Origin of the sequence: Salinimicrobium sp. 3283s, assembly GCF_039602225.1 — a bacterium.
GTDB classification, from domain to species: domain Bacteria; phylum Bacteroidota; class Bacteroidia; order Flavobacteriales; family Flavobacteriaceae; genus Salinimicrobium; species Salinimicrobium profundisediminis.
In genome coordinates this window covers 1,331,402-1,357,478 of record NZ_CP143631.1, presented here as the reverse complement: position 1 = coordinate 1,357,478, position 26,077 = coordinate 1,331,402, and the positions used below count along the sequence as shown (strand labels likewise).

Here is a 26,077-nt window from a genome sequence, read left to right as displayed (position 1 = left end):
CCTGCCGGTAGGCAGGCTTTCCGCTGTATTTTTTTACCCTCCAAAAAGGGTAAAAAAGATGCCGCTTCAATCCCTGCCCCTGCTTAATTTATTAATTTAGATGCTTCAGAAAAAAAGTTGTTCAAATGGCAATTATAAAAGCAATTGATCCCCGGGAAAAGTTGACCCGCTTCAGTAATCACTGGCATCCGCGGCAAATAGGTGTTGTAAATGACATGCAGGTGCTGGTGGCAAAGGTCAAAGACGAGTTTGTGTGGCACCAGCATGATGATGAAGATGAACTCTTCCAGATTATAAAAGGTACTTTATATCTTCAGTTTGAAGATCACACCGAAACCGTAAAAGAAGGGGAGATCATTATAGTTCCCAAAGGAGTGAAACACTGCCCCATGACAAAAAACGGGGAGGAAGTTCATATCATGCTGTTCGAAAAGCTAACTACAAAACACACCGGAAATGTAGAAGACAGCCTCACCCATTCTGACTATCCTAAAATCTGATCTTTAATGACCATTCTTCACGCCGACTCCAATCACCCTGTTCTTTTACAACAACTTGAAGCAGCCGGGCATCACAATATTGAAGCCTATAACCAAAGTGAGCAGGAAATTCTTGAGAATCAACATCGCTATGATGGCATCGTGATTAGAAGCCGATTCAAAATTGACAAAGCCTTTCTCGATGCGGCTCCCAATTTAAAATTCATCGCCCGCGTGGGCGCGGGGCTGGAAAGTATAGATGTAGCATATGCAGAAAAGAAAGGCGTGAAGCTTTTTTCTGCCCCCGAAGGAAATAGAAATGCCGTGGGAGAACATGCACTTGGAATGCTGCTGTCGCTGTTCAATAAATTTAACCAGGCCGACAGGCAGGTACGGGAAGGCTTGTGGTATCGAGAAGCAAACCGCGGAGTAGAATTGGAAGGAAAAACTGTTGGGATCATTGGCTACGGAAATATGGGTAAGTCTTTTGCGAAAAAACTTCAGGGTTTTGATGTAAAGGTGCTCTGTTTTGACATTTTAGAGGGGGTAGGTGATGAATATGCACAGCAGGTTTCTATAGAGAAATTCCGCCGGGAATGTGACGTGGTGAGTCTGCACACACCTTGGACTCCCGAAACTAACAGAATGATCGATACTGCCTTTATTGAAGCTTTTGCAAAGCCATTCTGGCTGCTCAACACCGCCCGCGGAAAAAGTGTCGTGACCGAAGATCTCGTTGCAGCTCTCCATAACAAAAAGATCCTGGGTGCAGGTCTCGATGTACTGGAGTATGAAAAAGGCTCTTTTGAAAGCCTTTTCTCTGAAGCTACAGAAATGCCAAAAGCCCTGCAGGAATTACTGGTGATGCCAAATGTGCTGCTTAGTCCGCATGTTGCCGGATGGACGGTAGAATCTCATAAAAAGCTGGCAGATACTATAGCACATAAGATCATAGATCATTTTAAAGATCAATTGCCAGGATAAGGCCCTACCTTTGCAGGCTCAAAAAAGGCATTTTGAAAGACTATTTTTATTTTCTTAAAGGTAATTTTAGAACCGTAGGTTTCGGCTGGGTGCTCACGCTGTTGTCAGGGTTTGGGCAAACCTTCCTGATTTCCCTCTACGTGCCCGAGATCATCAGGTCTTTCCAGATTTCTGAAGGTGCTTTTGGAGCTATCTATGCAGGCTGCACCATCGCAGCCTCTTTCATCATGCTATCTGTAGGGCATACTGTAGACCATAAACCGGTAAAGAAGGTCACGGCTTATACCGTTGCTGGTCTCGCTCTTTCAAGTATCCTGCTGGGGCTTTCCCAGAATATTCTTTTGCTTATCCTGGCAATAACAGGGCTGCGGCTGGCGGGGCAGGGACTGCTTACCCATATTAGCATGACCATTATGTCAAAACAATTTGTAGCCGATCGTGGTAAAGCCCTTAGCTTTTCATCCCTCGGTTTTTCAGTGGGGGAGGCTTTGTTTCCGTTACTCATAGCCTTTTTAATAAGTTGGTTTGACTGGAGGGTGGCGGCCATTGCAAGTGGTGGCGTACTGCTGCTTTATCTCATTCGACTTAAGTTTACCCGGCTTGGGTACTTTGATGAAAAACTGTCCACCAAGGGTAGTCCGTCGCCATTTTCTTTGCTAAAGGATTATAAAACGGTCGTTTTTGACCGGAAATTCGGGGTAATGATGCCCGCCAGCTTTATTCTGAGTTTTGGCGCTACCGCGATCTTCTTCTATCAATACGTATTTGTGGAGAACAAAGGCTGGTCTGTGCAGCTTTACGCAACCTTTTTCACGGTATATGCTATTACCCGCTTTCTCTTCTCTTTATTTGGAGGGGTTTGGGTAGATAAATTTACAGCCCGAAAGCTCTTTCGGTATTACCTCATTCCGGTTAATATTGGCCTGCTTCCTTTTGCTTTTATGGATGGTATCCTGGGCGCACTAATATTCCTGATCACCGCCGGAATCACCATGGGTGTCTCGGGGACGGTAAAGACCGCCCTAATAGCTGAGCTCTATGGCACCGAAAAAATGGGGGTGATAAGAAGTGTGTTTACAATGTTTTCTGTAATTAGTACCGCCCTGGGGCCACTGGTCGTCGGACTTTTAATGGATGCTGGAGTAAGTTTTGAGTATTTGATGGGTGGGATCTTTGTGCTCATGACGGTAATCATTATCAATTCCCAGCGCATAAGGTCTTACCAGGATTAATTTTGGTTTAGTTCCTATTGCTAAAAAACACTTACCCTACGGACATTTAAAATCCTTTTTCTTCCTCATTTGTTCTTTTTTTGCTGTGCATTCCTCTCCCTACAGTCGTCGGATGCAATAAAAACGAACCAAAAAAAGGAGACTTTTTTGATAGGTGGTTCTAATTTTGCGGGAGCAAAATGAGAACCGTGCTCCCCCGGCTAAATTTTCTCCAAGGCTTCAAAAATTTTTAACGCCGGGCCAGCACTACACTTACAAAAAAGCGTCATTACGAGAAGAATTCTACAGTAGTTGAACGAGATTAATTAAAATGAACCAGCGGCCTATCTAAACTTTTGCGTAAAAATTGAAATGACCCCGATAGCTATCGGGGGTAAAATTTAAGGCTGTTTGAGCCTTAACGGATCATGAAACTCTCCTAAAGAGCTCGTGGCGAGTTCCTAAAATTTAGGCTCCGAATGAAAATATTAGCAACATTTTCGATAGGCCGTTCAATTCTGATTGAAAACGGGATTCTGATAATTGCTAATTGATCATTGTTCATTGAGAAATTCACGCAAGAGTATCCTCGATCTTCTGCACTCTACCCACTTCGCCGGTTTCGAGCCTCACCTTTATGCCATGTGGATGCATGGGGGATTTGGTGAGAATGTCCTGCACTACACCTTCAGTTAGCCTTCCGGTTCTCTGGTCTTGTTTCTGAACAATGCTCACCCTCGTGCCGGGAGAAATATCTTTTCTTGTAGGTTTCATAATGTTTTATTGAAGTCGCCAGGAATCTATTTAATAAAGTTGCCTTTCAACCCTACTTCTACTTGAACTTCCCTGATTAAGTGTTGACCGGTTTTAGATATTAATTTTCATTATCAAAAATAGTAATTATTGGGCGGTCTTTGGTTTTAAGGGTTAACCAATAATTAATGAACTCTTCTGGATTTCTTTTCCCCAGATGATCGTGTGATCTTTTGTTGTTATAGTTGTTCACTGCTTTATTTATCTGGCTCTTGAGCTGATAAAAGGTTTTTGGCTTCCAATGATCCAGATACTCTTCTTTAATTGTTCTGTTAATCCTTTCGGCATAGGCATTGTCCTGGGCGCTTAAAGCCATACTTATAGTTGTTTTATTTGATTTTAAAAGATCTGTGTAAGACTTATAAGTGTACTGGCTTCCACGATCTGAGTGATGGATTTTTGGAGCTTTATTATCTTTTAAAGCCATCTTTAAAGCCTTTAGGTTTGCTGTCCCTCTCATGTGATCGGAGACTTCATAACCCACTATTTTCTTAGTGTAAACATCTATAATAAAGACTGCATAATAAAATCTATCTCCTACCCTGTAGTAAGTAATATCGCTTTGCCATACTACCGAAGGTGCATTGATCTCTATGCCTTTTATTTTATTGGGATAGTAGATGCTACCTGCAATGGTAGTACGCCTGTAGTTCTTTTTCCTTTTGAGACGATAACCTAATTGCATAAAAGTCTCAACAAAGCGATCTCTTCCAATAAAATTAGGCTTTAAGGTATAATACATTTTCTCCACCCCACAACCAGGATGGTCTCTACGAATATCATCGGCTTCAGACATTAACTCCATCAAGCGACGATCAAATAAAGTCTGTCTTCGCGCATATTGATGTACAGCCTGTTTACTGATTCCAACACTTTCATAAAGTTGATTCATAGAAAAACTTATTTGTTTTTTGTTTTCCTTGAACCATGTGATTGTGGGGTGCTGTAGTTTTTTTAATGTCGATATCCAGCTCTGTTTTAGCTAATTCGATCATTTTTTCAAAATACTCTACCTGGATCTGTTTACGTCCTAAAGCAGCTTCAAGTTCCTTGATCCGGGATGCCATTTCCTGCATCTTTTTTTCGCTACTGTCTTTCATTTCTACAACTCTAAAACCTTTCTCGTTAAAGGTAGAAAATTTATAAATCCAGCTATAAATTGAGTTATTACTTACACCGTGTAGCTTCTCAAGCTGAGGAACACTATAGTCTCCACTTTCAAAGTCTGCTACAATTTTGTTTTTTAAACTCTAAGGAATAATGTCTGTGCTTCTTTACCGAGCGAATGTTTGCTTTCATATAAGTTGATTTTAGTAGTCAACCTATATCAGGGACATACAACTTTCCTACTTCTACCTTCGTACTTCTACTTTCGTACTTCTACTTTCGTACTTCTAACGTCGTACTTTCTAATTTCCCTGACTCAATTCTATCATCGCCGACTTGATTGGCTCTTCCCCTTCTATGGCTTCGAAGGTCATGTTCTTCACCAAGGGATCTGCAAGCGACATAATGAGAAGGAAAGCTACATCGTCCCGTGGAATTTCTCCGGTGCTATCAAGTTTCTCTGCTAATTTCACTTTACCTGTTCCCATATCATCTGTAAGTGCTCCCGGTCTAATGATGGTGTAGTCCAGGCCGCTGTCGCGCAGATGTTGGTCGGCTGCTGCCTTTGCTTCCAGGTAGTGCTGCAGTTTTTTGTGTTCGGAAGGTTCATCGGCACCCATGGAACTTAGCATGATGAACTTTTTGACCTTGGCTTTTTTTGCTGCATCAATGATCTTGATCGCTCCCTTTTCATCAACTTCAGTAGTTTTTTCAGGTCCCGTATCGCCGCCAGATCCTGCGCAGAAGATCACTTTTTTTATTCCTTTTAAAGCAGGGCTCAGATCCTTCTGTTCGAGGTCGGCATGTACCCATTTCACCTCCATATCGTCAAAGATCTGCTTCTGCTCTTCCTTTCTTATCATGGCTACCGGGTCAAAACTCTGGCTGTTATTGAGGATCTCAATGATCCTTTTTCCTGTACTTCCGGTAGCTCCAACTATTAAAATCTTTTCCATTTTTGGTTTTTTATTTCTCAAACAGCAAGATAAGCATCAAAAAAGCCAATTCCAACCTTGCTGGTGTTTGGCAGAATTATTCCCTGGAAATATCCTGCTCATTCTTTCGCATTTCGGTGACCTTGCGTTCCAGTTCCTGCTGAAACTCCTCCATCACCGGCCGCACGGTACTTTCCGGCAGGTCGGCTATGCGAATATACATGAGTCCGTCAACTGCGTCATTAAACAGCGGGTCTACATTAAACGCCACAACTTTTGCATTTTGCTTGATGTACTTTTTAATAAGTACCGGAAGTCTAAGGCTTCCCGGTTCTACTTCGTCAATGATCTTGTCAAACTTGTTGAGGTCGGCCTGGGTTTCGTCAAAGACAAAATCTTTGTCCGCATCTTTTAATTTCACCCTAAATTCCTTCTTCGGCCTAATATACTGCGCTACATAAGGATCATAATAATGCGACCTCATGAATTCGATCACCAGCGATTTTGAGAAATTCGAGAACTTATTGCTTATGCTTACGCCGCCAATCAGGTACTTATGCTTCGGAAATCGCAGAGTGCAGTGTACAATACCTTTCCATAAAAGGAATAACGGCATGGGCCGCTGTTGATATTCCGCAGTAATGAACGCCCGACCCATTTCAATAGATTCGCTCATCATTTTATGCAGTTCGGGTTCAAACCTAAAAAGGTCCTGCAGGTAAAACCCCGAAATTCCGTGTTCTTCATAGATCTCGGCCCCCATTCCCATGCGGTAGGCACCCGCAATCTTGTTGGCCTCGTGATCCCATAAGAACATGTGGTAGTAGTAATCGTCAAACTTGTCAAGATCTGTAGACATGTTTGTGCCTTCCCCAATAGCTCTAAAGGTGATTTCCCGCAACCGGCCTATTTCCTTCAGGATATTTGGGATGATCTCCTTTTTTGCCAGAAAAACCTCATAATTCTTGCTTTCCAGCAAACGCTTGTCGAGTTTCCGGCAGGTCTCCACTTCAGCCATCATCAAATCCAGTTGGGTCTCTTCCACAATTTTTTTTGGAGGCTTCTGAATTTTAAAATTCTTCGGAATTCCTTTCAAAAATGGCTTTTTTTCGAAGGCATTCGCCAGCATATAAGTCTTTCGGCGTAAAAAGGCAGTTAGGGATTCAACGCTGGAGATCTCCTGTATATCCTGCGGCTGAATGGCATTACCAATCCTCACCTTAATTTTGCGCTTCTTTTGTGATAGCATCTCGCTAGGCAGCTTGGCGGTTCTAAGAATATCACTAATTGATGCAAGCCTGTAAAAGAAAGTGCTGTTCTTCGCATGAAAGTAAATGGGGATCACCGGGACTTTGGCTTTTTGTATAAGCTTCATGGCAGCAGGATCCCACGGCCGGTCTACAATCATCCTGTGGTCTCGATAGGTAGAAACCTCGCCCGCAGGGAAGATTCCCAGTGGCTTCCCGTCCCGCAGGTGCAAAATAGCTTCTTTAATGCCTTTGGTGCTGCTCTGTGCCTCCTTGTGTTCTTCAAAAGGATTTACGGGCATGATGTAAGGCTGTAAAGGATCAATGCGCTGCAACAGGAAATTAGCGATCACTTTAAAATCCTCCCGCTTTGAAAGCAATAGCTTCAGAAGTATCATTCCGTCTATACCTCCCAGGGGATGATTGGAAATGGTAATAAAAGGGCCTGACTTTGGAATACGCTTCAGGTCTTCTTCGGGAATCTCAAAGTTAATCTCGAATGCCTTCAGAAGGGAATCAATGAATTGCGGTGCGGTCATATCTTTCCGCTTGTCGTATTCTTTATTGATCACCGAGAGCTTGGTGGTTTTAAGAACTATCCATCCCATAGAAGTACCCAAAAATCCGAATTTATCTAAATTCATGACTTTGGCAACTTCTTTTGCACTTACAATTCCCATTTAATTTTTATTAAAAGTTAAAAAACTAGGGTATGGCTACAAGCTGAACCGTTTCCCGGGTAATTTGCTTAAGAAGCACTTTTTTGTCTTTCTCCAGCCCGGCCACTGCTTTCTCATCAAAATGCCGGATGGTATAAAGCGAGACACCCGTGTTATAATTCACCCTAAAAGTGGCCTTTAAATGGCTTAACAACTTTTCTAAGTTATTAAATTTATTGTCAATACAAACCGAAAAGCTGATGGCAGAATTCTGAATAAGATCAACTTTGATTTGATATTTATGGAAAAGGCTGAAGATCTCGCTGATATTTTTTTCCAGGATAAATGAGAAATCGAGAGAAGATAAAGAGATAAGCACCTGATTCTTTTTGACGATAAAACAGGGTATCTTCGGAAGAATTGGCTGTCCTTTCTTTACTGCGGTTCCGGCGTTTAAGGGATTCAGAAATGACTTCACGTAGAGCGGAATTTCCTTGCGCTGCAATGGCTGAAGTGTTTTTGGATGGATCACCGAAGCCCCGTAAAATGCCAGTTCAATAGCTTCTTCATAAGAGATGTGTTCCAGCAGCTGCGCATTCTCAAACACCCGCGGATCGGCATTGAGCACGCCCGGCACATCTTTCCAGATGGTCACACTTTCGGCATTAAGGCAGTAGGCGAAAATTCCGGCTGTGTAATCACTGCCTTCGCGCCCCAGTGTTGTTGAGAAATTATTGGGATCGGCCCCAATAAAACCCTGGGTGATCGAAAGGTTTTCCCGGCGCACCAGCGAAGTGATTTGTGCCTGGGTTTCTTCCCACTGCACCTGTGCATCGCGGTAAGTATTGTCTGTACGTATACAGTTCCTGGCATCGAGCAGGTCGTTCTTTATTCCGCAGGAAGATAGATATGAGCTCACAATGGTGGTAGAAAGCAACTCCCCGTAGATCACCACCTGGTCATACACAAAATCGTAGTTGGTAGAGCGGTTGTGACGGAGAAAGTTCTCGAGCGCCTCAAATAATTGTCGAACTGCAACAAAAGCAGGATGTTCCCTGTTCTCAAACAGTCCCAGCATAATTTCCCGGTGGAATTCCTTTACAGGCTGAAGCGCATCATTAAAATCCCCTTTTTGAAGGTAATCATTTACAACCACTTCAAGCGCATTGGTCATCTTTCCCATGGCCGAAATTACCACGAGTTTTTCCGCGGTTCCTTCGGTTTCTAATACCTGCAGCACATTTTTTACTCCGCCGGCATCCTTTACAGATGCACCCCCAAATTTGAAAACTTTCATGCGTTAGTCTCTATGTATTTTGTGATTCCGTTTTCATCCATCTGCACGGTATACCAGTCCTTAAATATATTGGCGCCGCTGCGGGCATAAAAATCTATCGCATGCTGGTTCCAGTCCAACACCACCCATTCAACCCGCTTTAGGCCCTGGGCTTTTGCATACTCGATCACCTTTTTGTACAAGGCATTTCCCAGGCCTGTACCGCGTTTTTCTTCACGAACAACAAGGTCTTCGAGATGCAGGGTACGGCCTTTCCAGGTAGAGAAACGGTAGTACACCAAAGCCATTCCTTCAATTGTGCCATCTACTTCGGCTACAAAAACATGAAAGAGCGGATGCTCTCCAAAACCTTCGTTTTCAAGAGTTTCTACTGTGGTGATTACCGCATCGGGTTCTTTTTCAAAGGCTGCAAGTTCCTTGATCAACTCCAGCACTGCCGGCATATCTTCTTTTCTTGCGTCTCGAATAATGGTGTTCATAGTTGCAGTTTGATTGCAAAAGTAGAGATTTGATTTTAAGATTAAATTACGAAAACGTTGTAGTGACTTAAAATTATTTACTTTAGTTTTGTTTGATAAAGCACATTTTCTACTTCAATGGTCAAGAAAAATCAGACGTTAGGCGAATTCATAATTGAAAATCAGGCGGAATTTCCCTTTTCTTCGGGAGAACTTTCAAGATTGATTAACTCCATCAGGCTTGCCGCAAAAGTGGTGAATCACGAGGTGAATAAAGCCGGACTGGTAGATATTACCGGGGCAGCAGGAGAGACCAACGTGCAGGGGGAAGATCAGCAGAAACTGGATGTTTACGCCAATGAGAAATTCATCCAAACCCTTACTAACCGGGAAATTGTCTGCGGAATTGCTTCCGAAGAATCTGAAGATTTCATCACCATTTCAGGCCAGAACAACGATCATAAGAACAAATATGTAGTGTTGATGGATCCATTAGATGGCAGTTCGAATATTGATGTGAATGTTTCCGTAGGAACAATATTTTCCATTTACCGGCGCATTAGCTCAATTGGGACGCCCGTGCAGATGGAAGATTTCTTACAGCCGGGCAATAAACAGGTGGCTGCGGGTTATATCGTTTATGGAACTTCTACCATGCTCGTGTATACCACAGGCCACGGAGTGAATGGCTTTACCCTCAACCCGGCCCTTGGCTCGTGGTATCTTTCTCATCCCGATATGAAATTTCCCGAAAAAGCCAGTATCTATTCGGTGAATGAGGGGAATTACGTACATTTTCCAAAAGGGGTGAAGAACTACATCAAATATTGCCAGGAAGAAAAGGAGGACAGGCCTTACACGTCTAGGTATATAGGTTCGCTGGTGTCCGATTTTCATCGCAATATGATCAAAGGCGGAATTTACTTTTATCCCACTACTTCCCAGGCGCCTCAGGGAAAACTGAGGTTGCTTTATGAGTGCAACCCTATGGCTTTTATCGCTGAACAGGCCGGTGGTAAAGCCAGCAACGGCTTTAGCCGGGTTATGGATGTGGAACCTACAGAGTTACACCAAAGGGTTCCTTTCTTCTGCGGAAACAAAGAAATGGTTGAAAAAGTGGAAGAATTCATGGCCAAAAATCCCGAATAACAGCAGCCTCAAAAATGCCATTTTTAAGAGGGCTTTTCCAGAACCAAAAGTCTTGCCTTTAAATTATTTCTCCCTGTTAAGCAGGTAGCGGTAGTCGTCAAAGCTCATCCCGCTAAAGATCTCCATAGAGCGTTTAATGATGTCTTGAGCCGCTTTTTGCGAGAAACCAATACCTATGGCATATTTTTTCAGAAGGCCCACTTCCTGCTCTTCAATATCATGGTCAGAATATATGATTTTAAACAGGTCATAAAGTCGCTCCAGCCGCTCTTCAACCGAGTTGTTGGGGTGAATGGGAAAAGCGTTTGGGTTTTGCAGCACCTTCATGTATTCCTCTTCCGCAATATCCAGTTTGGTCGCAAAACGCTTTAACTGCGCCTCTTCTTTGGCATTAATTGGCCCGTCGGCGGCAGCAAGGTTGACAATAGCGGCAAAATGCCCAAGATTCCTGAGGTGTTCCCCGGTTCCAAAAAGATCTGAAAATGACATAGCACAATATTTTACTCAAATATAGCAATTTACTCTTATTCTTATCATTAGGGGTTTCCCCGCCTAAAAGGGCGGGGGCCACGCCTGCCTGCCGGCAGGCTTTCCGCTCATAGTCCCTCGCCTTTGCAGGCTTCGGGAGCTATCCGCCGCAATTGCTAACCCTTCAAAAATGGCATTTTCAGTTCTAATTTTTTCCTAATGCCACAGCTGCCCTGCACAAAAAATCCTAACTTGAATTCATGCCGCTTAAAAATCAGAAAAAACCGCTGCTTTGTTTTGATAAAAAAGGGATCTACTGCGAACCTGCAGGGGTATATATCGATCCGTGGAAGCCGGTAGACAAGGCGATCATCACCCACGGCCATGCCGATCATTCCCGGTGGGGGCATAAGCAGTATATCACTCACCACACCAATGTTCCCATTATAAAACACCGGCTTGGAGAAATAGAGGTTTCCGGAAAGGAATACGGGGAGACATTCGTCATTAACAACGTGAAATTTTCACTTTTCCCGGCCGGTCATATCATTGGCTCGTCGCAAGTGAGGGTAGAGCACAAGGGGGAAGTGTGGGTGTTTAGTGGCGATTACAAAACCGAAGACGATGGTCTCGCAGTTCCATATGAGCCGGTGAAGTGCGATGCTTTTATCACCGAATGTACCTTTGGTTTACCAGCTTTTAAGTGGTTGCCGCAGGAGCAGGTGATGAATGATATTAATACCTGGTGGCAACAAAATCAAAGTGAAGGCAAAACTTCGGTGCTGTTCGGTTATTCCCTCGGAAAAGCACAGCGATTGCTGAAGTTTTTGGATCCTTCCATCGGCAAGATATTTACCCACGGCGCCATTGAAAATATGACCGACGTAGTGCGACCCTTCGCTGATCTTCCTGAAACCATCAGGATCACCAGGGAAACAAAGAAAGAAGAAATTAAAGGCGGAATGGTACTGGCGCCGCCCAGCGCCCACGGTAGTACCTGGATAAGAAAGATGGTGCCCTTTGAAACCGGAATGGCCAGTGGCTGGATGGCCTTTAGAGGTGCACGCCGTCGCCGGGCCGTCGACCGCGGGTTCGTACTTTCTGACCATTGTGATTGGCAGGGATTATTGGCTTCAATTAAAGCTACAGGTTGCGAGCGGGTGATCTGCACCCACGGCTATTCCGAGATCTTTAGCCGATTTTTAAATGAACAGGGCTACGACGCCCGCACCGCCGAAACCCAGTATGAAGGAGAATTGGCAGAGATGAATTCAAAATCAGAAGAAAATGATGAAAATTAAGCCGGACCTCACAGGTTTCCAAAAACTGTGAGGTCTCTCAATAGAAAGTGATCAGGAATCGGTGGTCAGTAATCAGAAATTAGATGAAATAAAAATAACTTAAGAACACTAAAATTCCCTCCCCTGTTAAGGGAGGGCCAGGGAGGGGTCATGGAAGAATTCGCAGCACTAATAAGGGAACTTGACAGCACCAACAAAACCACGGTGAAGGTGGCGGCCTTAACGCGCTATTTTCAGCGGGTGCCGAATAAAGATAAGGTGTGGGCAATCGCTATTCTCTCGCACCGCCGTCCGCCACGACCAGTCAATACTACTTTGCTGCGAACATTTGCTGCCGAGCTGGCTAATATTCCGCTGTGGCTCTTTGAAGAATCCTACCACATCGTGGGAGATTTAGCTGAAACTATAGCGCTTGTAATTCCGCCGGCAGAAGAATCCAGCGAAAAAAGCCTGACACAATACCTTCAGGAAATAATTGACCTTAAAGCAGCCACTGAATCAGATAAGAAAGCATACCTGCACGAGAACTGGGCGGCATTGAATTATTACGAGCGTTTCGTTTTCACAAAGCTCATTACCGGAAGTTTCCGGATTGGCGTGAGTCAGAAGCTCATGACTCGTGCCCTCTCAAAAGCTACAGAAATAGATGAAGATGTGCTGGCATATAAGCTGATGGGCGATTGGGATCCTCAAAAAATTACTTTTCAAAAGCTCATTTTAGAGGAGAATGAAGAAGATTTTCTTTCCAAGCCATATCCCTTTTATCTCGCTTACGCTATTGAAGGAGCTCCCGAAGATCTTGGTGTTCCCGCCGATTGGTCGGCTGAACATAAATGGGACGGAATAAGATCGCAGGTGGTGATTCGCAATAGAGAGATCTTTGTGTGGAGCAGGGGAGAGGAACTGGTAACCGATAAATACCCTGAGTTTTCTGCATTTTTGGAAGTCATCCCTGACGGAACAGTAATAGACGGGGAGATTCTTCCGTTTCCCGATGGGGATATTGGCACTTTTAATGACCTGCAAACCCGCATTGGCCGAAAAACTGTTTCCAAAGCGCTGCTGAAAAAGACCCCGGTAATCCTGAAGGCGTACGACCTGCTGGAGTGGGAGGGAAAAGACATCCGGGATTTGCCATTTTTGGAACGCAGGAAGATCCTCGAGAAACTTTATTCCACTGTGCAAACTGAAGCACTGCCTTTTCATCTTTCCGAAACCATTTCCTTTAAGAAATGGGAAGAAGCAACTTCCGAACGGGAGCGGGCGCGGGAGGTAAAAAGCGAAGGCTTAATGCTGAAGCGGTGGGATTCTCCTTATCTCGTAGGGCGCAAAAAAGGCGACTGGTGGAAGTGGAAAGTAGCACCTTTAACCGTTGATGCCGTGCTCACCTACGCCATGCGCGGTCACGGCCGCCGTTCTAATCTCTTTACCGATTACACTTTCGCCTTGTGGCAGGGTGATGAGCTGGTGACCTTCGCCAAAGCTTACTCCGGACTCACAGATGCCGAATTCCGGCAGGTGGATGCCTGGATAAAGAGAAACACGCTCGAACGGTTTGGTCCCGTTCGCTCGGTTACACCTCAGCTCGTTTTTGAAATAGCTTTCGAGGGAATCGCAGAATCCAGCCGTCATAAAAGCGGTGTAGCAACAAGATTCCCCCGAATTTTAAGATGGAGACAGGACAAAAAAATAGAAGAAGCAAATACAATAGAAGAACTGAAGCAGTTGATCCCGAAGTGACCACCCCGTCCTGCGGACGCCCCTCCTTAAAAAGGAGGGGAGCTTTGAGGAAACAGCTTTGCTGTTTCCTGGAGGTACAAATGGGTTTAGAAGATTAATAATTGAATAAGAATTTAAAATAGTAGCACAATCAAAAGCACCTTCCCTTATCAAGGGAAGGTGGATCCGGCGGGAGCCGGAGACGGAAGGGTCCCACGGCTGCTTCTCGCTTAAACCAGTCAAAAATGAAAAAGAGAATCCACAACAAAAAATCCATGGAGCCCTACCGCAAGAAGCTCCGCTACCACGGAACTACCGCCGAGGCATATCTGTGGACACATTTGCAACAAAAGAAGCTGGAGGGAAGAAAATTCCGAAGGCAACACAGTATCTTAAACTTTATAGTAGATTTCTACTGCGCCGAAGAAAGACTGGTAATTGAACTCGACGGACTATATCACATGAATCCAACAGCCGAGGAGAAAGATGCGATAAGAACAAAAAAACTCGAGGAGGTGGGCATGAGCGTGATCAGATTTGAGAACAGGAGCGTATTTGATAATTTGGAGTGGGTGCTGGAGGAGATAAAGAGAAATTTCAGGAGCGACGGACCACCCCGTCTCCGCTCCCGCGGATCCACCCCTCCTTGAAAAAAGGAGGGGAGCTTTGGCTGCAGCTTGCTGCAGCAGTGTATAACTTGGGTACAAAAAATACAATTTGAATAAGAATTACAAATAGTAGCACAATCAAAAACTCCTTCCCTTGCCAAGGGAAGGTGGATCCGGCGGGAGCCGGAGACGGAAGGGTCCAACCAGAGCACAAAACATGAACAAAACACAACTCATAAAACTCGCTAATGACTGGTTCAAATCCCAATCCTGGAAATCTTTTGCTTTTCAAAAGGATTCCTGGAAGGCTTTTTTGGATGGCAAGCACGGACTTCTCAACGCTCCCACAGGAAGTGGGAAAACCTATGCGCTGTGGATTCCCATAGTGCTAGATTATATCAGACAAAATCCCGATTATAAAACGAAACACAAACCCGGACTCAAAGCAATCTGGATCACGCCGTTGCGGGCACTGTCGGTAGAGATCGAGCAGGCGGCTAATCGATTTGCGAAGGATATTGGCAGCGGACTTACCGTAGGTATCCGCACCGGGGATACTTCCCAGAAACTACGTGCTGCCCAGAAGAAGCAAATGCCCGACCTTCTTATCACTACACCTGAGAGTCTGCAGCTGCTACTTTCATCCAAGGGCTATGAAAAGACATCCAAAGATCTTAATGCCATTGTCATTGATGAATGGCATGAACTGCTGGGAACTAAACGCGGGGTGCAGATCGAGCTGGCCCTTTCCAGACTCAAAACTGTCTCTCCAAAAATGAAGATTTGGGGGATCTCTGCTACTATTGGAAACCTTCAGGAGGCAAGGGAAGTGCTGCTGGGGCCAAAATCGGAAGCTTTTGAAAATTCCGTGTTGATCAGGGCAGATATTCAGAAGAAGATCAGTGTAAAATCAATCATTCCGGAGAAGATGGAAACTTTTCCCTGGCGGGGGCATTTAGGGCTACACCTGATTGATGAGGTGGTGCCAATTATCCGAAAATCCCGAACAACTTTACTGTTTACAAACACCCGTTCCCAGTGTGAGATTTGGTTTCAGCGGATCCTCCAAAAGTATCCGGAGTTTGCAGGAGAACTCGCAATGCACCACGGAAGTATCAACAAAGAAACCCGCCTTTGGGTAGAGCAGGCGATTCGGGATGAGCAACTAAAGGCCGTGGTGGCGACTTCCAGCCTGGATCTGGGGGTAGATTTCGCGCCGGTGGAGACCATTATCCAGATTGGCGGACCCAAAGGAGTAGCAAGATTTCTGCAACGGGCGGGGCGAAGCGGCCACCAGCCGGGAAAGGAAAGTGTGATCTATTTTTTGCCCACTCACGCCATGGAGCTTATTGAAGCTTCAGCATTGCAAAAAGCTGTGAAAAATACGGTGGTGGAAGATCGGATTCCCTACCTCAATTCTTTTGATGTTTTAGTTCAGTATTTGACCACTTTGGCTGTGTCTGACGGATTCTTTCCGAAGAAAATCTGGCCGGAAGTTAAATCCACTTTTTGCTACCAGGCGCTTTCCGAAGAACAATGGGAGTGGCTGCTGAATTTCATCACGCAGGGGAGTCAGACGTTGCAGGCTTATGACGAGTACAAAAAGGTGGAGATCGAGGAGGACGGATTATTTAAAGTAAATAATCGGGCTATTGCCATGCGACACCGACTGCAAATAGGAACTATTGTAAGTGATGCTGTGCTGGCGGTGAAATATTTGGGCGGAGGCTACATTGGGACTATTGAAGAGTGGTTCATTTCCAAACTAAATCCCGGAGATGTCTTCACTTTCGCCGGAAAGAACCTGGAGCTGTACCAGATCAAGAATATGCAGGTGATCGTAAAGAAATCGAAAGTCAAGAATTCCCGTTTCCCCAGCTGGGCAGGAGGGAGGATGAGCTTTTCAGCCCAGATGAGTGAACTCCTGCGGGAGGAGATGTTCGTAGCTTCAGAACTCGATGTCACCCCGAGCACCTCGACTGCGCTCGGCACAGGCTCCGTCGAGGGGTCTCTTGACGAACGTAATAGTGGTTCTTTAGAACTTAACGCCCTCAGCAACATTTTTCAGAGGCAAAAGAGGGAATCTATTATCCCCAAAAAAGATGAATTCCTTATTGAAACCTTTAAAACAAGGGAAGGATACCACGCTATTTTTTACCCTTTTGAAGGCCGCTTTGTGCACGAAGCTATGGCCAGTCTGCTCGCTTACAGGATTAGCCTGCTGTCGCCCATCACTTTTTCGCTGGCCTTTAATGACTACGGATTTGAGCTGCTTTCCGATCAGGAGATCGATATGCAACAGGTTTTCGACAATGATCTTTTTTCTCCGGAACATCTTATGGATGACCTGCAAACAAGCCTGAATGCTACAGAGATGGCCCGCAGGAAATTCAGAGATATTGCGGTGATCGCCGGAATGGTGTTTACAGGCTTTCCGAATAAAATGATCAAGACAAAGCATCTGCAGTCAAATTCGCAGCTGCTTTTCAGTGTTTTCAGAGATTACGAGCCGGACAATTTATTGTTTCAGCAGGCGTTTAGGGAGACATTCGAGCATCAGTTGGAAGAGGGCAGGTTGAGAATGGCTATGGAGCGCATTTCTGAACAGAAATTGGTTTGGAAACAATGCGAAAAACCCACACCTTTCGCCTTCCCGATCATCACCGACAGGATGCGGGAAAAATTATCTTCAGAAAAACTGGAGGATAGAATTAAAAAAATGATGGCGCAATGGGGCGACCTGTAGCTTCAAAAATGACAAAAACGCTTAGTCTTTATAATCAGAATTTTACTTTACACCCGTCCGGAGCCATGTTCTGGGAGGGGGAAGACCTGCTGGTGATAAGTGATGTGCACCTGGGAAAGGTATCGCATTTCAGGAAGTTTGGGAGTGCAGTACCGCAAAATGCAATTGCAGGGAACTTTCAAAAAATGAATGAGGTCATTGCCTTTTTTGAACCCTCAAAAATAGCATTTTTGGGAGATCTTTTCCACAGCTCCCTGAATAAAGAATGGCTGTTTTTTGAGCATTGGCTCGAAAATATTTCTGCTGAAGTTATTCTGGTGGAAGGAAACCACGATATCATTTCACCGCTTAAGTATGAGGCACTGGGAGTTTTTGTCACCCCTGAAATGGTGCTGAAAAATTTCCTCTTCACCCATCATCCCGAAGAAAGACACGGGTTCTTCAATTTTTCAGGACACATTCACCCCGGAGTTAAAATTAATGGTCGCGGCAGGCAGCAGCTTAAACTGCCCTGCTTCTTTAAATCGAAAGATCAATTGATCCTGCCCGCCTTCGGCGAATTCACCGGAAAACACATCCTCATTCCGCAGGGAGATGATGAGGTGTATGTGGTGACAAAGGAGGAAGTGATTTGTTTGAATGATTAAGGTTTAAGGAATAAGGATTAGTAGAATACAGAATCAAAAGCCGGTTTCTTTTCCCCACCCTAAAGGGAGGAAACCGGCTTTGCAATTAACTAATTGTGGTAGGCTGAGAAGATGCTTTTTTGCCACCCTTTAGTCCCGATAGCTTCGGGAGGGGTAAAGCAAAAAAGAGAAAAGCCAATTTTTTCCCCAACCCTAAAGGGAGAAATTGGCTTTTCAATCCAATTAAAATTTCAAAGGCTTCTTTGGCGCCCAGCCTGATAGCTTCAGGAGAAATAAAGCAAAAAAGAGAATGCAACAGGATATTTCTTATCTTGTAATAAATTACCTGAAAATGCTGAACAAGGAAAAAGTAAAAGCGCAGATTGAGAATCTTCCTAATGAATTTTCTATAGATGATCTTGTGGAGAGGTTGATCTTCATGGAAAAAGTTGAAAAGGGAATTCTCCAGTCGGAGCAGGGTGAGGTGATTCCAGATACCGAGTTGGAAAAGGAGATGGGAACCTGGTGAAAAGCCAATTTTTTACCCCAACTCTAAAGGGAGAAATTGGCTTTTTATTCCGATTAAAATTTCAAAGGCTTTTTTGCCACCCTTTAGTCCCGATAGCTACTTGGAGGGGTAAAGTAAAAAAGATCACAAGAGATTTGCTATCATCAGCGAAATCTGCGGGAAATGAAAAGAGTCATTATTAGTTTCTCTTTTAGTCTAAGCTCTGGAATCTAACAGCACAGCGGTCTTACTTCTATTTTTTAACTTCTGTTTAAACTTCACCTTCTTTAGCCTTTGCGCATTAAGCTTTATCTTTGCAAAAAATAAATTTTTTGAGTAAAAATTCTATTGCCCAAAGCTTTGCACAGTCGGCTCAACAGCTTGAACTGGGGAAAGCGCTTGCCCTGCCGCGAACTCAGGTGCAGTTAAAAGGCCTTGTGGGCTCTGCACTTTCTTTTGTTATTGCCAATGCTTTTGAAGAAGCTGAAAAGCCTTTTTTGCTCATTTTCAATGACAAGGAAGAAGCTGCCTATTACCTGAATGACCTCGAGCAGCTGCTGGGTGACAAAAATGTGCTTTTTTACCCCGGAAGTTACCGCAGGCCTTACCAGCTGGAAGAAACCGATAATGCCAACGTGCTGCTTCGGGCAGAGGTGCTTAACAGGATCAATTCCCGGAAAAAACCTGCGCTGATAATCACCTATCCAGATGCCCTTCTTGAGAAGGTAGTCACCCGAAAGGAGCTGGAAAAGAACACACTCAAGATCAAGGTCGGCGACGAACTTTCCATAGATTTTGTGAACGAGGTAATGTTCGAGTACAAGTTCAAAAGAGTGGATTTTGTTACAGAACCTGGTGAGTTTTCGGTGCGTGGAGGAATCCTCGACGTGTTTTCTTTCAGTAATGACGAGCCTTACAGGATAGAATTCTTTGGCGATGAGGTAGAGAGCATCAGGACCTTTGATGTAGAGACGCAGTTGTCTACAGATCAGGTGAAGAAGATCACGGTGATCCCGAATGTGGAGCACAAAAGGCTTCAGGAGGTGCGGGAGAGTTTTTTGAAGTACATTTCAGATCAAACGGTAATCTTCAGCCAGGAACCGGAATTGTTGTTTTCCCAGATAGATAAGCTCTTCAGCAAAGCCGAAGAAGCTTTTAAAAATCTTTCCGAAGAAATTAAACATAATGAGCCGGAAGAATTGTTCTGTAATTCGGCACTTTTGAAGGAGCAGATGCAGGAGTATTCGCTGGTAGTGACCAATTCCCATCAACCAGAGGATATTGCTAAAACAATTACCTTCAACACCAAACCCCAGCCATCGTTCAACAAGAATTTTGAACTGCTTATTCAGAATTTTAGGGAGAACAGCGAAGACGGTTTTACCAATTATATTTTTTGCGTAAGTGAACAGCAGGCGAAGCGGTTTCATGATATTTTTGATGATGTTGACCAGGAGGTGAAATATAAAACTGTGGTACTTTCAATGTACCAGGGTTTTGTTGCTGAAGATCAAAAAATGGTGTGCTACACAGATCACCAGATCTTTGAGCGCTATCACAAGTTCCACCTGAAAAATGGATACGCCAAGAAACAGGCGATCACTTTAAAGGAGCTTACCAATCTTGAAGTCGGCGATTATGTGACGCATATTGATCACGGAATTGGGAAATTCGGCGGACTCCAAAAAATCGACGTGGAAGGTAAGAAACAGGAGGCGATCAAGCTGATCTACGGCGAACGCGACGTGCTGTACCTAAGTATTCACTCGCTGCACAAGATCTCAAAATACAACGGCAAGGACGGCAAACCTCCGAAGATATATAAACTGGGCAGCAACGCCTGGAAAAATTTGAAGCAAAAGACCAAAGCCCGGGTCAAGAATATTGCTTTTAACTTAATTGAGCTGTATGCCAAGCGCAGGCTGCAAAAAGGCTTCGCCTATGGTCCTGATTCTTATTTGCAGCATGAGTTGGAGGCGTCATTCCTTTACGAAGACACCCCCGATCAAAGTACAGCCACTGCCGATGTCAAAGCCGATATGGAGAACGAACGGCCTATGGATCGCCTGGTGTGCGGGGATGTTGGCTTCGGAAAAACTGAAGTTGCGATAAGAGCCGCATTCAAGGCAGTTGATAACGGGAAACAGGTGGCAGTGCTGGTGCCTACTACCATTCTGGCTTTTCAGCATTACAAAACTTTTACAGAACGCCTGAAGGATTTTCCTGTCACCGTAGATTACCTTAACCGCTTTAGAACAGCCAAAGAGAGAAGAACTACGCTTGAAGAACTGGAGAACGGGAAAGTTGATATCGTAATTGGGACCCATCAACTGGTGAATAAAGCAGTGAAGTTTAAAGATCTCGGGCTGCTTATTGTAGATGAAGAACAGAAGTTTGGGGTGGCGGTAAAAGATAAACTGAAAACCATCAAGGAAAACGTGGATACGCTTACCTTAACTGCGACACCTATTCCGCGTACGTTACAGTTTAGTTTAATGGCTGCGAGAGATCTTTCTACAATTACCACTCCGCCGCCAAACCGGTATCCTATTGAGTCGCATGTGATAAGATTTTCTGAAGAGAATATTCGCGATGCGGTTTCTTATGAAATTCAGCGGGGCGGGCAGGTGTTTTTTATTCATAATCGTTTAGAGAACATCAAGGAAGTCGCCGGAATGATCCAAAGGCTGGTGCCCGATGCGAAGATAGGGATAGGACATGGACAAATGGAAGGGAAGAAGCTGGAGCAGCTTATGCTGAAGTTCATGAATGGCGAATTTGATGTGCTCGTTTCCACGACCATTGTAGAAAGCGGGCTGGATGTACCCAACGCCAACACCATCTTTATCAACAACGCCAATAACTTCGGACTCTCCGATCTGCACCAGATGCGCGGAAGAGTAGGCCGAAGCAACAAAAAAGCATTCTGCTATTTCATCACGCCACCATACTCGGCAATGACCGATGACGCCCGGAAGCGGATCACTGCTTTGGAGCAATTCAGCGAGCTGGGTAGCGGATTCAATATTGCGATGAAGGATCTGGAAATTCGTGGTGCAGGTGACCTTTTAGGAGGGGAACAAAGCGGATTTATCAACGAAATTGGATTTGATACTTATCAGAAGATCCTCAACGAAGCCATAGAGGAGCTGAAGGAAAATGAGTTCAGGGATCTTTACCAGGAGCAGGAGAAAGAGGATAAGGAATACGTGAAAGACACGCAGATCGATACCGATTTTGAATTGCTGTTCCCCGATGATTATATCAACAACATTTCTGAAAGGCTTAATCTTTACACCCAGCTCAACAACCTCAAGACGGAAGAAGAGCTTCAGAAATTTGAAGCCGAGCTGGTAGACCGGTTTGGGGAACTGCCAACTCAGGCCGAAGATCTCCTGAACAGCGTCCGCATCAAATGGATCGCTTCAAAAATAGGAGTCGAGAAAATAATAATGAAGCAGGGCAGGCTGATAGGCTATTTCATTGCCGACCAGCAGTCTCGTTTCTATCAAAGTAAAGCTTTTACAAGAGTGCTGCAATACGTGCAAACCCATCCGCAGAGCTGCACGATGAAAGAAAAGAAAACCCGCAGCGGGTTAAGGTTATTACTGACGTTTGAGAAAGTGACTTCGGTGGATCGAGCTTTAAAGGTACTGCAGCCGCTGGACGTGAAGGCTACCGCGGAAGCCTCCTAATCCCCCAGGAAAAGTAAGGAGAAAAAAGTACCTCTCAAAAATGTCATTTTTGAGAGGTATTTTCTGCTTTGGATCAGATTTATTCTATCTCGGTCAATGGATAAACTCTGATATAAATTGGAGTTTCACCATTATAATCCACCAGATATATTATGAATTTTTGAAGATGAGAAGCAAGTCTGTAATCTTGTAACTTATTTACTTCCTTTTCCTCCTTAAAAAATTCGGAACTTGTAATATACTTGTGAAGCCTTCCAATTTTTTCCGGGGCTGCAATGTCACTTCTTCTTTCCATTATTTTAAACAGAAATGTTTCTGAAGATCCTTCATCATTTAAAGCATCTTTAATATAAAGCAAGTTCTCATCGTATTTTCCTTTTTGAAAGTTACTTTCATTTAAATTAAAAAATAAAGTATCCTTTACTTTTTCAGAGGATTTTAAATTCTGAAGAGAAGGCTCATTTTGGTGTTCCTTACTATATATATCAGTGGTTTCAGATTTTGAAACAATTCTTTCGGATTTCGATTCCCGGCCCAAAGTGGACTTAAAAAATGCCCTTTTTGGCAGGTAATAAATACTACCGGGAGCCTCCCGAATTTCGAAAAGCAGTGTCTTTTTCTTAGGATCGAAAAGTAGCTTTACTTTCTCTTTTTTACCACTATAGCCACTTCTAATTGTTCCTCCAAACTTATTTTCAGCAGTCCTTTTAATTTTAATAGATACAGTATCGTTTTGGTCAACGCAATCAATCTTGTCGCTATTTTCAAATACTGCACAATGATGACCGGTGAATCCAGATCCTTCTGCTTTTAAAATGATTTCCATCCGGGGTCCGTAATTTTCAGTTTGCCAGTACCAGCTTCCCGAAATATCCTGAGCTATTCCGCTAAAAGGGATTAAGAGAATAAGAAGGAGTAGGTATTTCATTGGGAAAAGATAACAGAAAAAATATTACCTCTCAAAAATGCCATTTTTGAGAGGTAATATGGGAGCAGACCTCACAGGTTTTCAAAACCTGTGAGGTCTTATAAATTATAAAAAACTACTCTTTATAAGCTTCGGCATAAGGAGACCAGATCTCATAGATAGGGTCGCCTTTAGAGCTTTTACCGCTGTGATGCCATTCCCCGTCTTTCACTTTGTAATCAAAATCAAGCCTGGCGCCAACACGGCTGTCATCTCTCGAGAAAAATTCAATATTCTCTGTGTACTTACCGTCTTCAGCTGTGTACGTACCGCCTCCTGTGCCGGAGAAATCTCCCGTTTCGGAATTAAATGCCACCCATTGAAAGCGGTCGCCGCCAAGGATCTTTATGGTTCTCCTGGCGCCGGGCGTACTGCGGTTAAGTTCTCCGTCGCGTTGCCGGCCTGTGATCACCCAGTTTCCGGAGAGATCGTTGGTGTCGTCTGATATTTTTCTCCAGGTGTAGGTAGTGCCATCTTCGGCCGTAAGGTTGAGCAGGTTCTTCTGAATTTCAACCGGTTCATACTGTCGGGTTTCTCCTAAAGTCGTGAGATCTTCGGTATTGAAATCGTAGGTTTCGGTGTAGAGTTCGTCTAAGGTATATTCCCCTCCCGCGGCGCTAATGAATTTATCTGTACCGGCTTCTTTGGTGCCCTGTGCAAAATAATTGTCCATATAGATCCTTACCGTCTCCAGGTCATTAACAGGCTGATGATCTACTTCTACAAGAAGCCATGAACCCTCCAGGTTTTGGGCAGTTGCCATACTGAGAAACATCAGCATGGGCAGGAATAGTAAATTTTTCATGTTCAGAGAATTAGCTTCTCTAAAATACTGAATTTTTCAGAAATTATTCCTCTTCGTCTGTATAGGTATCGTATTCAGGATAAAGGAAATTGTTATAAGGAAAACGGGTGATGTGAATCTCTCTAACTGCCTCATAAACCTTTTTCCTGAACTCTTCCATGTTCTCCTTGTTGAGGGCCGAAATGAACAGCACATTATCACCAAGACGGTTCATCCAGGTGTTTTCCCATTCTGCCAAAGTGTAGTGGGAGCTTGTTTTTTCGGTCATTAGGTCATCTTCCTCGATCTTTTCGGCTTCATAAGCATCAATCTTATTAAAGACCATCAAAGTCGGTTTTTCACCACTTTTGATCTCGGCCATAATCTGGTTAACCGAAGCAATATGATCCTCGAACTGCGGATGGGAAATATCTACTACATGCAGCAAAAGATCTGCTTCACGCACCTCATCAAGCGTAGATTTGAACGATTCGACCAACTGTGTCGGTAATTTTCTAATGAACCCAACAGTATCTGTCAGTAAAAAAGGCAGATTACGGATTACTACTTTTCGAACCGTAGTATCGAGGGTGGCAAAAAGCTTGTTTTCAGCAAAGACTTTACTCTTGCTAATCACATTCATTAATGTAGATTTTCCAACGTTGGTGTAACCTACCAAAGCCACTCTCACCAGTTGGCCGCGGTTTCCACGCTGCACTTCCATTTGTTTGTCAATGGTCTCCAGCTTTTTCTTGAGGAGGGCAATCTTGTCACGTACAATTCGGCGGTCAGTTTCAATCTCGGTTTCCCCGGGCCCTCTCATTCCAATACCCCCACGCTGGCGTTCCAGGTGAGTCCACATCCCGGCAAGTCTTGGAAGAAGATATTGGTACTGCGCAAGCTCTACCTGTGTGCGGGCGTAGCTTGTTGTGGCTCTCTGTGCAAAAATGTCAAGAATAAGGTTCGTTCTGTCCAGCACCTTGCAGTTAAGTATCTTTTCGATATTCTTTTGCTGCGCAGGAGAGAGTTCGTCGTCAAAAATGGCAGTTCCTATCTCGTTTTCAGAAACAAAGAGACGCACTTCTTCCATCTTCCCCGTACCTATAAAGGTTTTTGGGTTGGGCATGTCCATTTTCTGCGTAAAACGCTTTTTGACCTCACCTCCCGCAGTGTAAGTGAGGAATGCAAGTTCGTCAAGGTATTCTTCGAGTTTTTCTTCGTTCTGCTCGCGGGTGACGATCCCAATGAGCACAACTTTTTCGTATTCTAAATCGTTTTTTTCTAACATACAAGCTGAGCTATGGAAACAAAGTTACATAAATGATTTTTACAAGCCGAAGCCGCGAACTGCAAGAGCTCTTAAACATTAGCTAAATTTAAGGCTGAAAAGTTTCTTCTGAAAATGCCTTTTTTAGAAGGTATAGGTGAATCCTGCTCCAAAGACTTCCCTTACCTGAAATGCGCCTACAATATTATCATCGTAAATGGCCTGAAAGATCAAATTAGCCGAAAGATATTTGTTGATCCCCATGTCGAGGTTGAGCAGGTAATCTATATCAATATTTTCGGGCTGGTCGAGATAATTGGAGTACAGGCTAAGGTTATGTTCCATGGTAACATTGGTCATCACCTCATATTTGAAGTAGGAACTTACCGAAGCCCCCAGTTCAAAGCGGCTGCTTTTGTTGGTATCCACCCCGTAATAGGAACCGTCAACATATCCAGGCGCCGATGTGAAATCTGGGTCTACAAAGATGAACCTCGCTGTGGCAGGTGCCAGGTTAAACCAGAAATCTTCACTCTTTTTCCACATCATACCCGGCCCAAACTGTAGGTAGGCGGGAGAAATAAAATGCGTGGTTTCACGACGAACGGGCTGCCCGGTTTCCTGATCCTGGGAATACACATAACCTTTGCTAAACTGCGTTCTAAAATTGGTGAAAAAGGAGTAATACCAGTTGAAGTTTTCCATTTGTTTCCCCAAAATACTGTTGATCTCGAGGCGGTCGCTGGTTTTACGGGTAAACTCGTCATCCTTCAGTTTTGTGAGACCGTAATTGGCAAGGAATTTATTGTCCCATGTCAAATTCCCTTTTCTATAATTCAGGCTGTAATCAAGCACCAGGTTTCCGGCCATACTTGAAGTTCCGCCGCCGGTCCATTCCGCATTAAAAGCCGACTGGTTAAAGAGCAGCTGGAATTTTCCTTCGGAAGACCAACCATCAGGCGGAGTGTCATTTTCGTCGCTATTTTCGTCCTGGGCGTTTGCCGCAAATCCGAATAAAATAAAAGTATAAAGTAAAAATTTCTTCATGT

At 44.1% G+C, this 26,077-nt stretch carries 23 protein-coding genes; 11 read left to right on the top strand and 12 right to left on the bottom strand.

Going from position 1 to position 26,077, the window contains the following annotated elements; all coding sequences use genetic code 11:
* The first annotated feature begins 134 nt into the window (after positions 1–134).
* From VS868_RS06050 to VS868_RS06040, 3 genes are read left to right on the top strand one after another with little or no spacing between them, the layout of a single operon-like run.
* Complete coding sequence (locus VS868_RS06050) at positions 135–500, top strand: cupin domain-containing protein (protein ID WP_345599820.1); 366 nt, start codon at positions 135–137, stop codon at positions 498–500.
* A gap of 6 nt (positions 501–506) precedes the next feature.
* A complete protein-coding gene (locus VS868_RS06045; RefSeq protein WP_345599535.1) occupies positions 507–1,463 on the top strand; it encodes a 2-hydroxyacid dehydrogenase in 957 nt (318 codons plus the stop codon).
* A 32-nt stretch (positions 1,464–1,495) separates the two neighbouring features.
* Positions 1,496–2,695 (top strand): MFS transporter, encoded by a 1,200-nt coding sequence (locus VS868_RS06040; protein WP_345599534.1) that lies wholly within the window; start codon positions 1,496–1,498, stop codon positions 2,693–2,695.
* 552 nt (positions 2,696–3,247) lie between these two features.
* On the opposite strand, the gene VS868_RS06035 is transcribed toward VS868_RS06040, so the two are convergent.
* The 7 genes from VS868_RS06035 to VS868_RS06005 form a co-directional block, all read right to left on the bottom strand.
* Positions 3,248–3,448: a YwbE family protein gene (locus VS868_RS06035; protein ID WP_345599533.1), complete on the bottom strand. Its 201-nt coding sequence runs from the start codon at positions 3,446–3,448 to the stop codon at positions 3,248–3,250.
* Between the two features lie 100 nt (positions 3,449–3,548).
* Entirely contained in the window at positions 3,549–4,379 is an 831-nt protein-coding gene (locus VS868_RS06030; RefSeq protein WP_345599532.1) for an IS3 family transposase, read from the bottom strand.
* Positions 4,363–4,587, bottom strand: a complete 225-nt coding sequence (locus tag VS868_RS06025; protein ID WP_345599531.1) for a hypothetical protein — start codon at positions 4,585–4,587, stop codon at positions 4,363–4,365. Before VS868_RS06025 ends, VS868_RS06030 begins: the two co-directional genes overlap by 17 nt.
* Before the next feature lie 309 nt (positions 4,588–4,896).
* Positions 4,897–5,550 (bottom strand): SDR family oxidoreductase, encoded by a 654-nt coding sequence (locus VS868_RS06020; protein WP_345599530.1) that lies wholly within the window; start codon positions 5,548–5,550, stop codon positions 4,897–4,899.
* A 76-nt stretch (positions 5,551–5,626) separates the two neighbouring features.
* Positions 5,627–7,456: a lysophospholipid acyltransferase family protein gene (locus VS868_RS06015; RefSeq protein ID WP_345599529.1), complete on the bottom strand. Its 1,830-nt coding sequence runs from the start codon at positions 7,454–7,456 to the stop codon at positions 5,627–5,629.
* 25 nt (positions 7,457–7,481) lie between these two features.
* The gene (locus VS868_RS06010) at positions 7,482–8,732 is read right to left on the bottom strand and encodes an aspartate kinase (protein ID WP_266070066.1); all 1,251 of its coding nucleotides are present in this window, start codon (positions 8,730–8,732) and stop codon (positions 7,482–7,484) included.
* Positions 8,729–9,211 (bottom strand): GNAT family N-acetyltransferase, encoded by a 483-nt coding sequence (locus VS868_RS06005; RefSeq protein WP_266070065.1) that lies wholly within the window; start codon positions 9,209–9,211, stop codon positions 8,729–8,731. The genes VS868_RS06010 and VS868_RS06005 overlap by 4 nt, the downstream gene beginning before the upstream one ends.
* A 117-nt stretch (positions 9,212–9,328) precedes the next feature.
* Here VS868_RS06005 and fbp point away from each other — a divergent pair, with 117 nt between their 5' ends.
* Positions 9,329–10,339 carry a class 1 fructose-bisphosphatase gene (gene fbp / locus VS868_RS06000; protein WP_345599528.1) on the top strand — a complete coding sequence of 337 codons (1,011 nt, stop codon included), beginning with the start codon at positions 9,329–9,331 and terminating at the stop codon, positions 10,337–10,339.
* 63 nt (positions 10,340–10,402) lie between these two features.
* Here the strand turns inward: fbp and VS868_RS05995 are convergent, their stop codons facing one another.
* On the bottom strand, positions 10,403–10,828 hold the full coding sequence (locus VS868_RS05995) for a TerB family tellurite resistance protein (protein WP_345599526.1): 426 nt from the start codon (positions 10,826–10,828) through the stop codon (positions 10,403–10,405).
* A gap of 239 nt (positions 10,829–11,067) precedes the next feature.
* On the opposite strand from VS868_RS05995, the gene VS868_RS05990 reads away from it, so the two are divergent.
* From VS868_RS05990 to mfd, 7 genes are all read left to right on the top strand, one after another.
* Entirely contained in the window at positions 11,068–12,108 is a 1,041-nt protein-coding gene (locus tag VS868_RS05990; RefSeq protein ID WP_345599525.1) for a ligase-associated DNA damage response exonuclease, read from the top strand.
* Between the two features lie 150 nt (positions 12,109–12,258).
* A complete protein-coding gene (locus tag VS868_RS05985) occupies positions 12,259–13,848 on the top strand; it encodes an ATP-dependent DNA ligase (protein WP_345599524.1) in 1,590 nt (529 codons plus the stop codon).
* Between the two features lie 224 nt (positions 13,849–14,072).
* The gene (locus VS868_RS05980; protein ID WP_345599523.1) at positions 14,073–14,477 is read left to right on the top strand and encodes an endonuclease domain-containing protein; all 405 of its coding nucleotides are present in this window, start codon (positions 14,073–14,075) and stop codon (positions 14,475–14,477) included.
* Between the two features lie 175 nt (positions 14,478–14,652).
* The gene (locus tag VS868_RS05975; RefSeq protein WP_345599522.1) at positions 14,653–17,181 is read left to right on the top strand and encodes a ligase-associated DNA damage response DEXH box helicase; all 2,529 of its coding nucleotides are present in this window, start codon (positions 14,653–14,655) and stop codon (positions 17,179–17,181) included.
* Positions 17,166–17,828, top strand: a complete 663-nt coding sequence (gene pdeM / locus VS868_RS05970; RefSeq protein ID WP_345599521.1) for a ligase-associated DNA damage response endonuclease PdeM — start codon at positions 17,166–17,168, stop codon at positions 17,826–17,828. Before VS868_RS05975 ends, pdeM begins: the two co-directional genes overlap by 16 nt.
* A gap of 289 nt (positions 17,829–18,117) precedes the next feature.
* On the top strand, positions 18,118–18,336 hold the full coding sequence (locus VS868_RS05965) for a hypothetical protein (protein WP_345599520.1): 219 nt from the start codon (positions 18,118–18,120) through the stop codon (positions 18,334–18,336).
* Between the two features lie 311 nt (positions 18,337–18,647).
* Positions 18,648–22,010, top strand: coding sequence for a transcription-repair coupling factor (gene mfd, locus VS868_RS05960; RefSeq protein ID WP_345599519.1), 3,363 nt, complete (start codon positions 18,648–18,650; stop codon positions 22,008–22,010).
* 79 nt (positions 22,011–22,089) lie between these two features.
* Here mfd and VS868_RS05955 read toward each other — a convergent pair whose 3' ends face one another.
* The 4 genes from VS868_RS05955 to VS868_RS05940 form a co-directional block, all read right to left on the bottom strand.
* On the bottom strand, positions 22,090–22,836 hold the full coding sequence (locus tag VS868_RS05955; protein ID WP_345599518.1) for a hypothetical protein: 747 nt from the start codon (positions 22,834–22,836) through the stop codon (positions 22,090–22,092).
* Positions 22,837–23,053: 217 nt separating this feature from the next.
* A complete protein-coding gene (locus VS868_RS05950) occupies positions 23,054–23,782 on the bottom strand; it encodes a hypothetical protein (RefSeq protein WP_345599517.1) in 729 nt (242 codons plus the stop codon).
* 43 nt (positions 23,783–23,825) lie between these two features.
* Entirely contained in the window at positions 23,826–25,049 is a 1,224-nt protein-coding gene (gene hflX, locus VS868_RS05945; RefSeq protein ID WP_266070053.1) for a GTPase HflX, read from the bottom strand.
* 123 nt (positions 25,050–25,172) lie between these two features.
* Positions 25,173–26,075 carry a DUF3078 domain-containing protein gene (locus tag VS868_RS05940; RefSeq protein WP_345599516.1) on the bottom strand — a complete coding sequence of 301 codons (903 nt, stop codon included), beginning with the start codon at positions 26,073–26,075 and terminating at the stop codon, positions 25,173–25,175.
* Positions 26,076–26,077 lie beyond the last annotated feature (2 nt).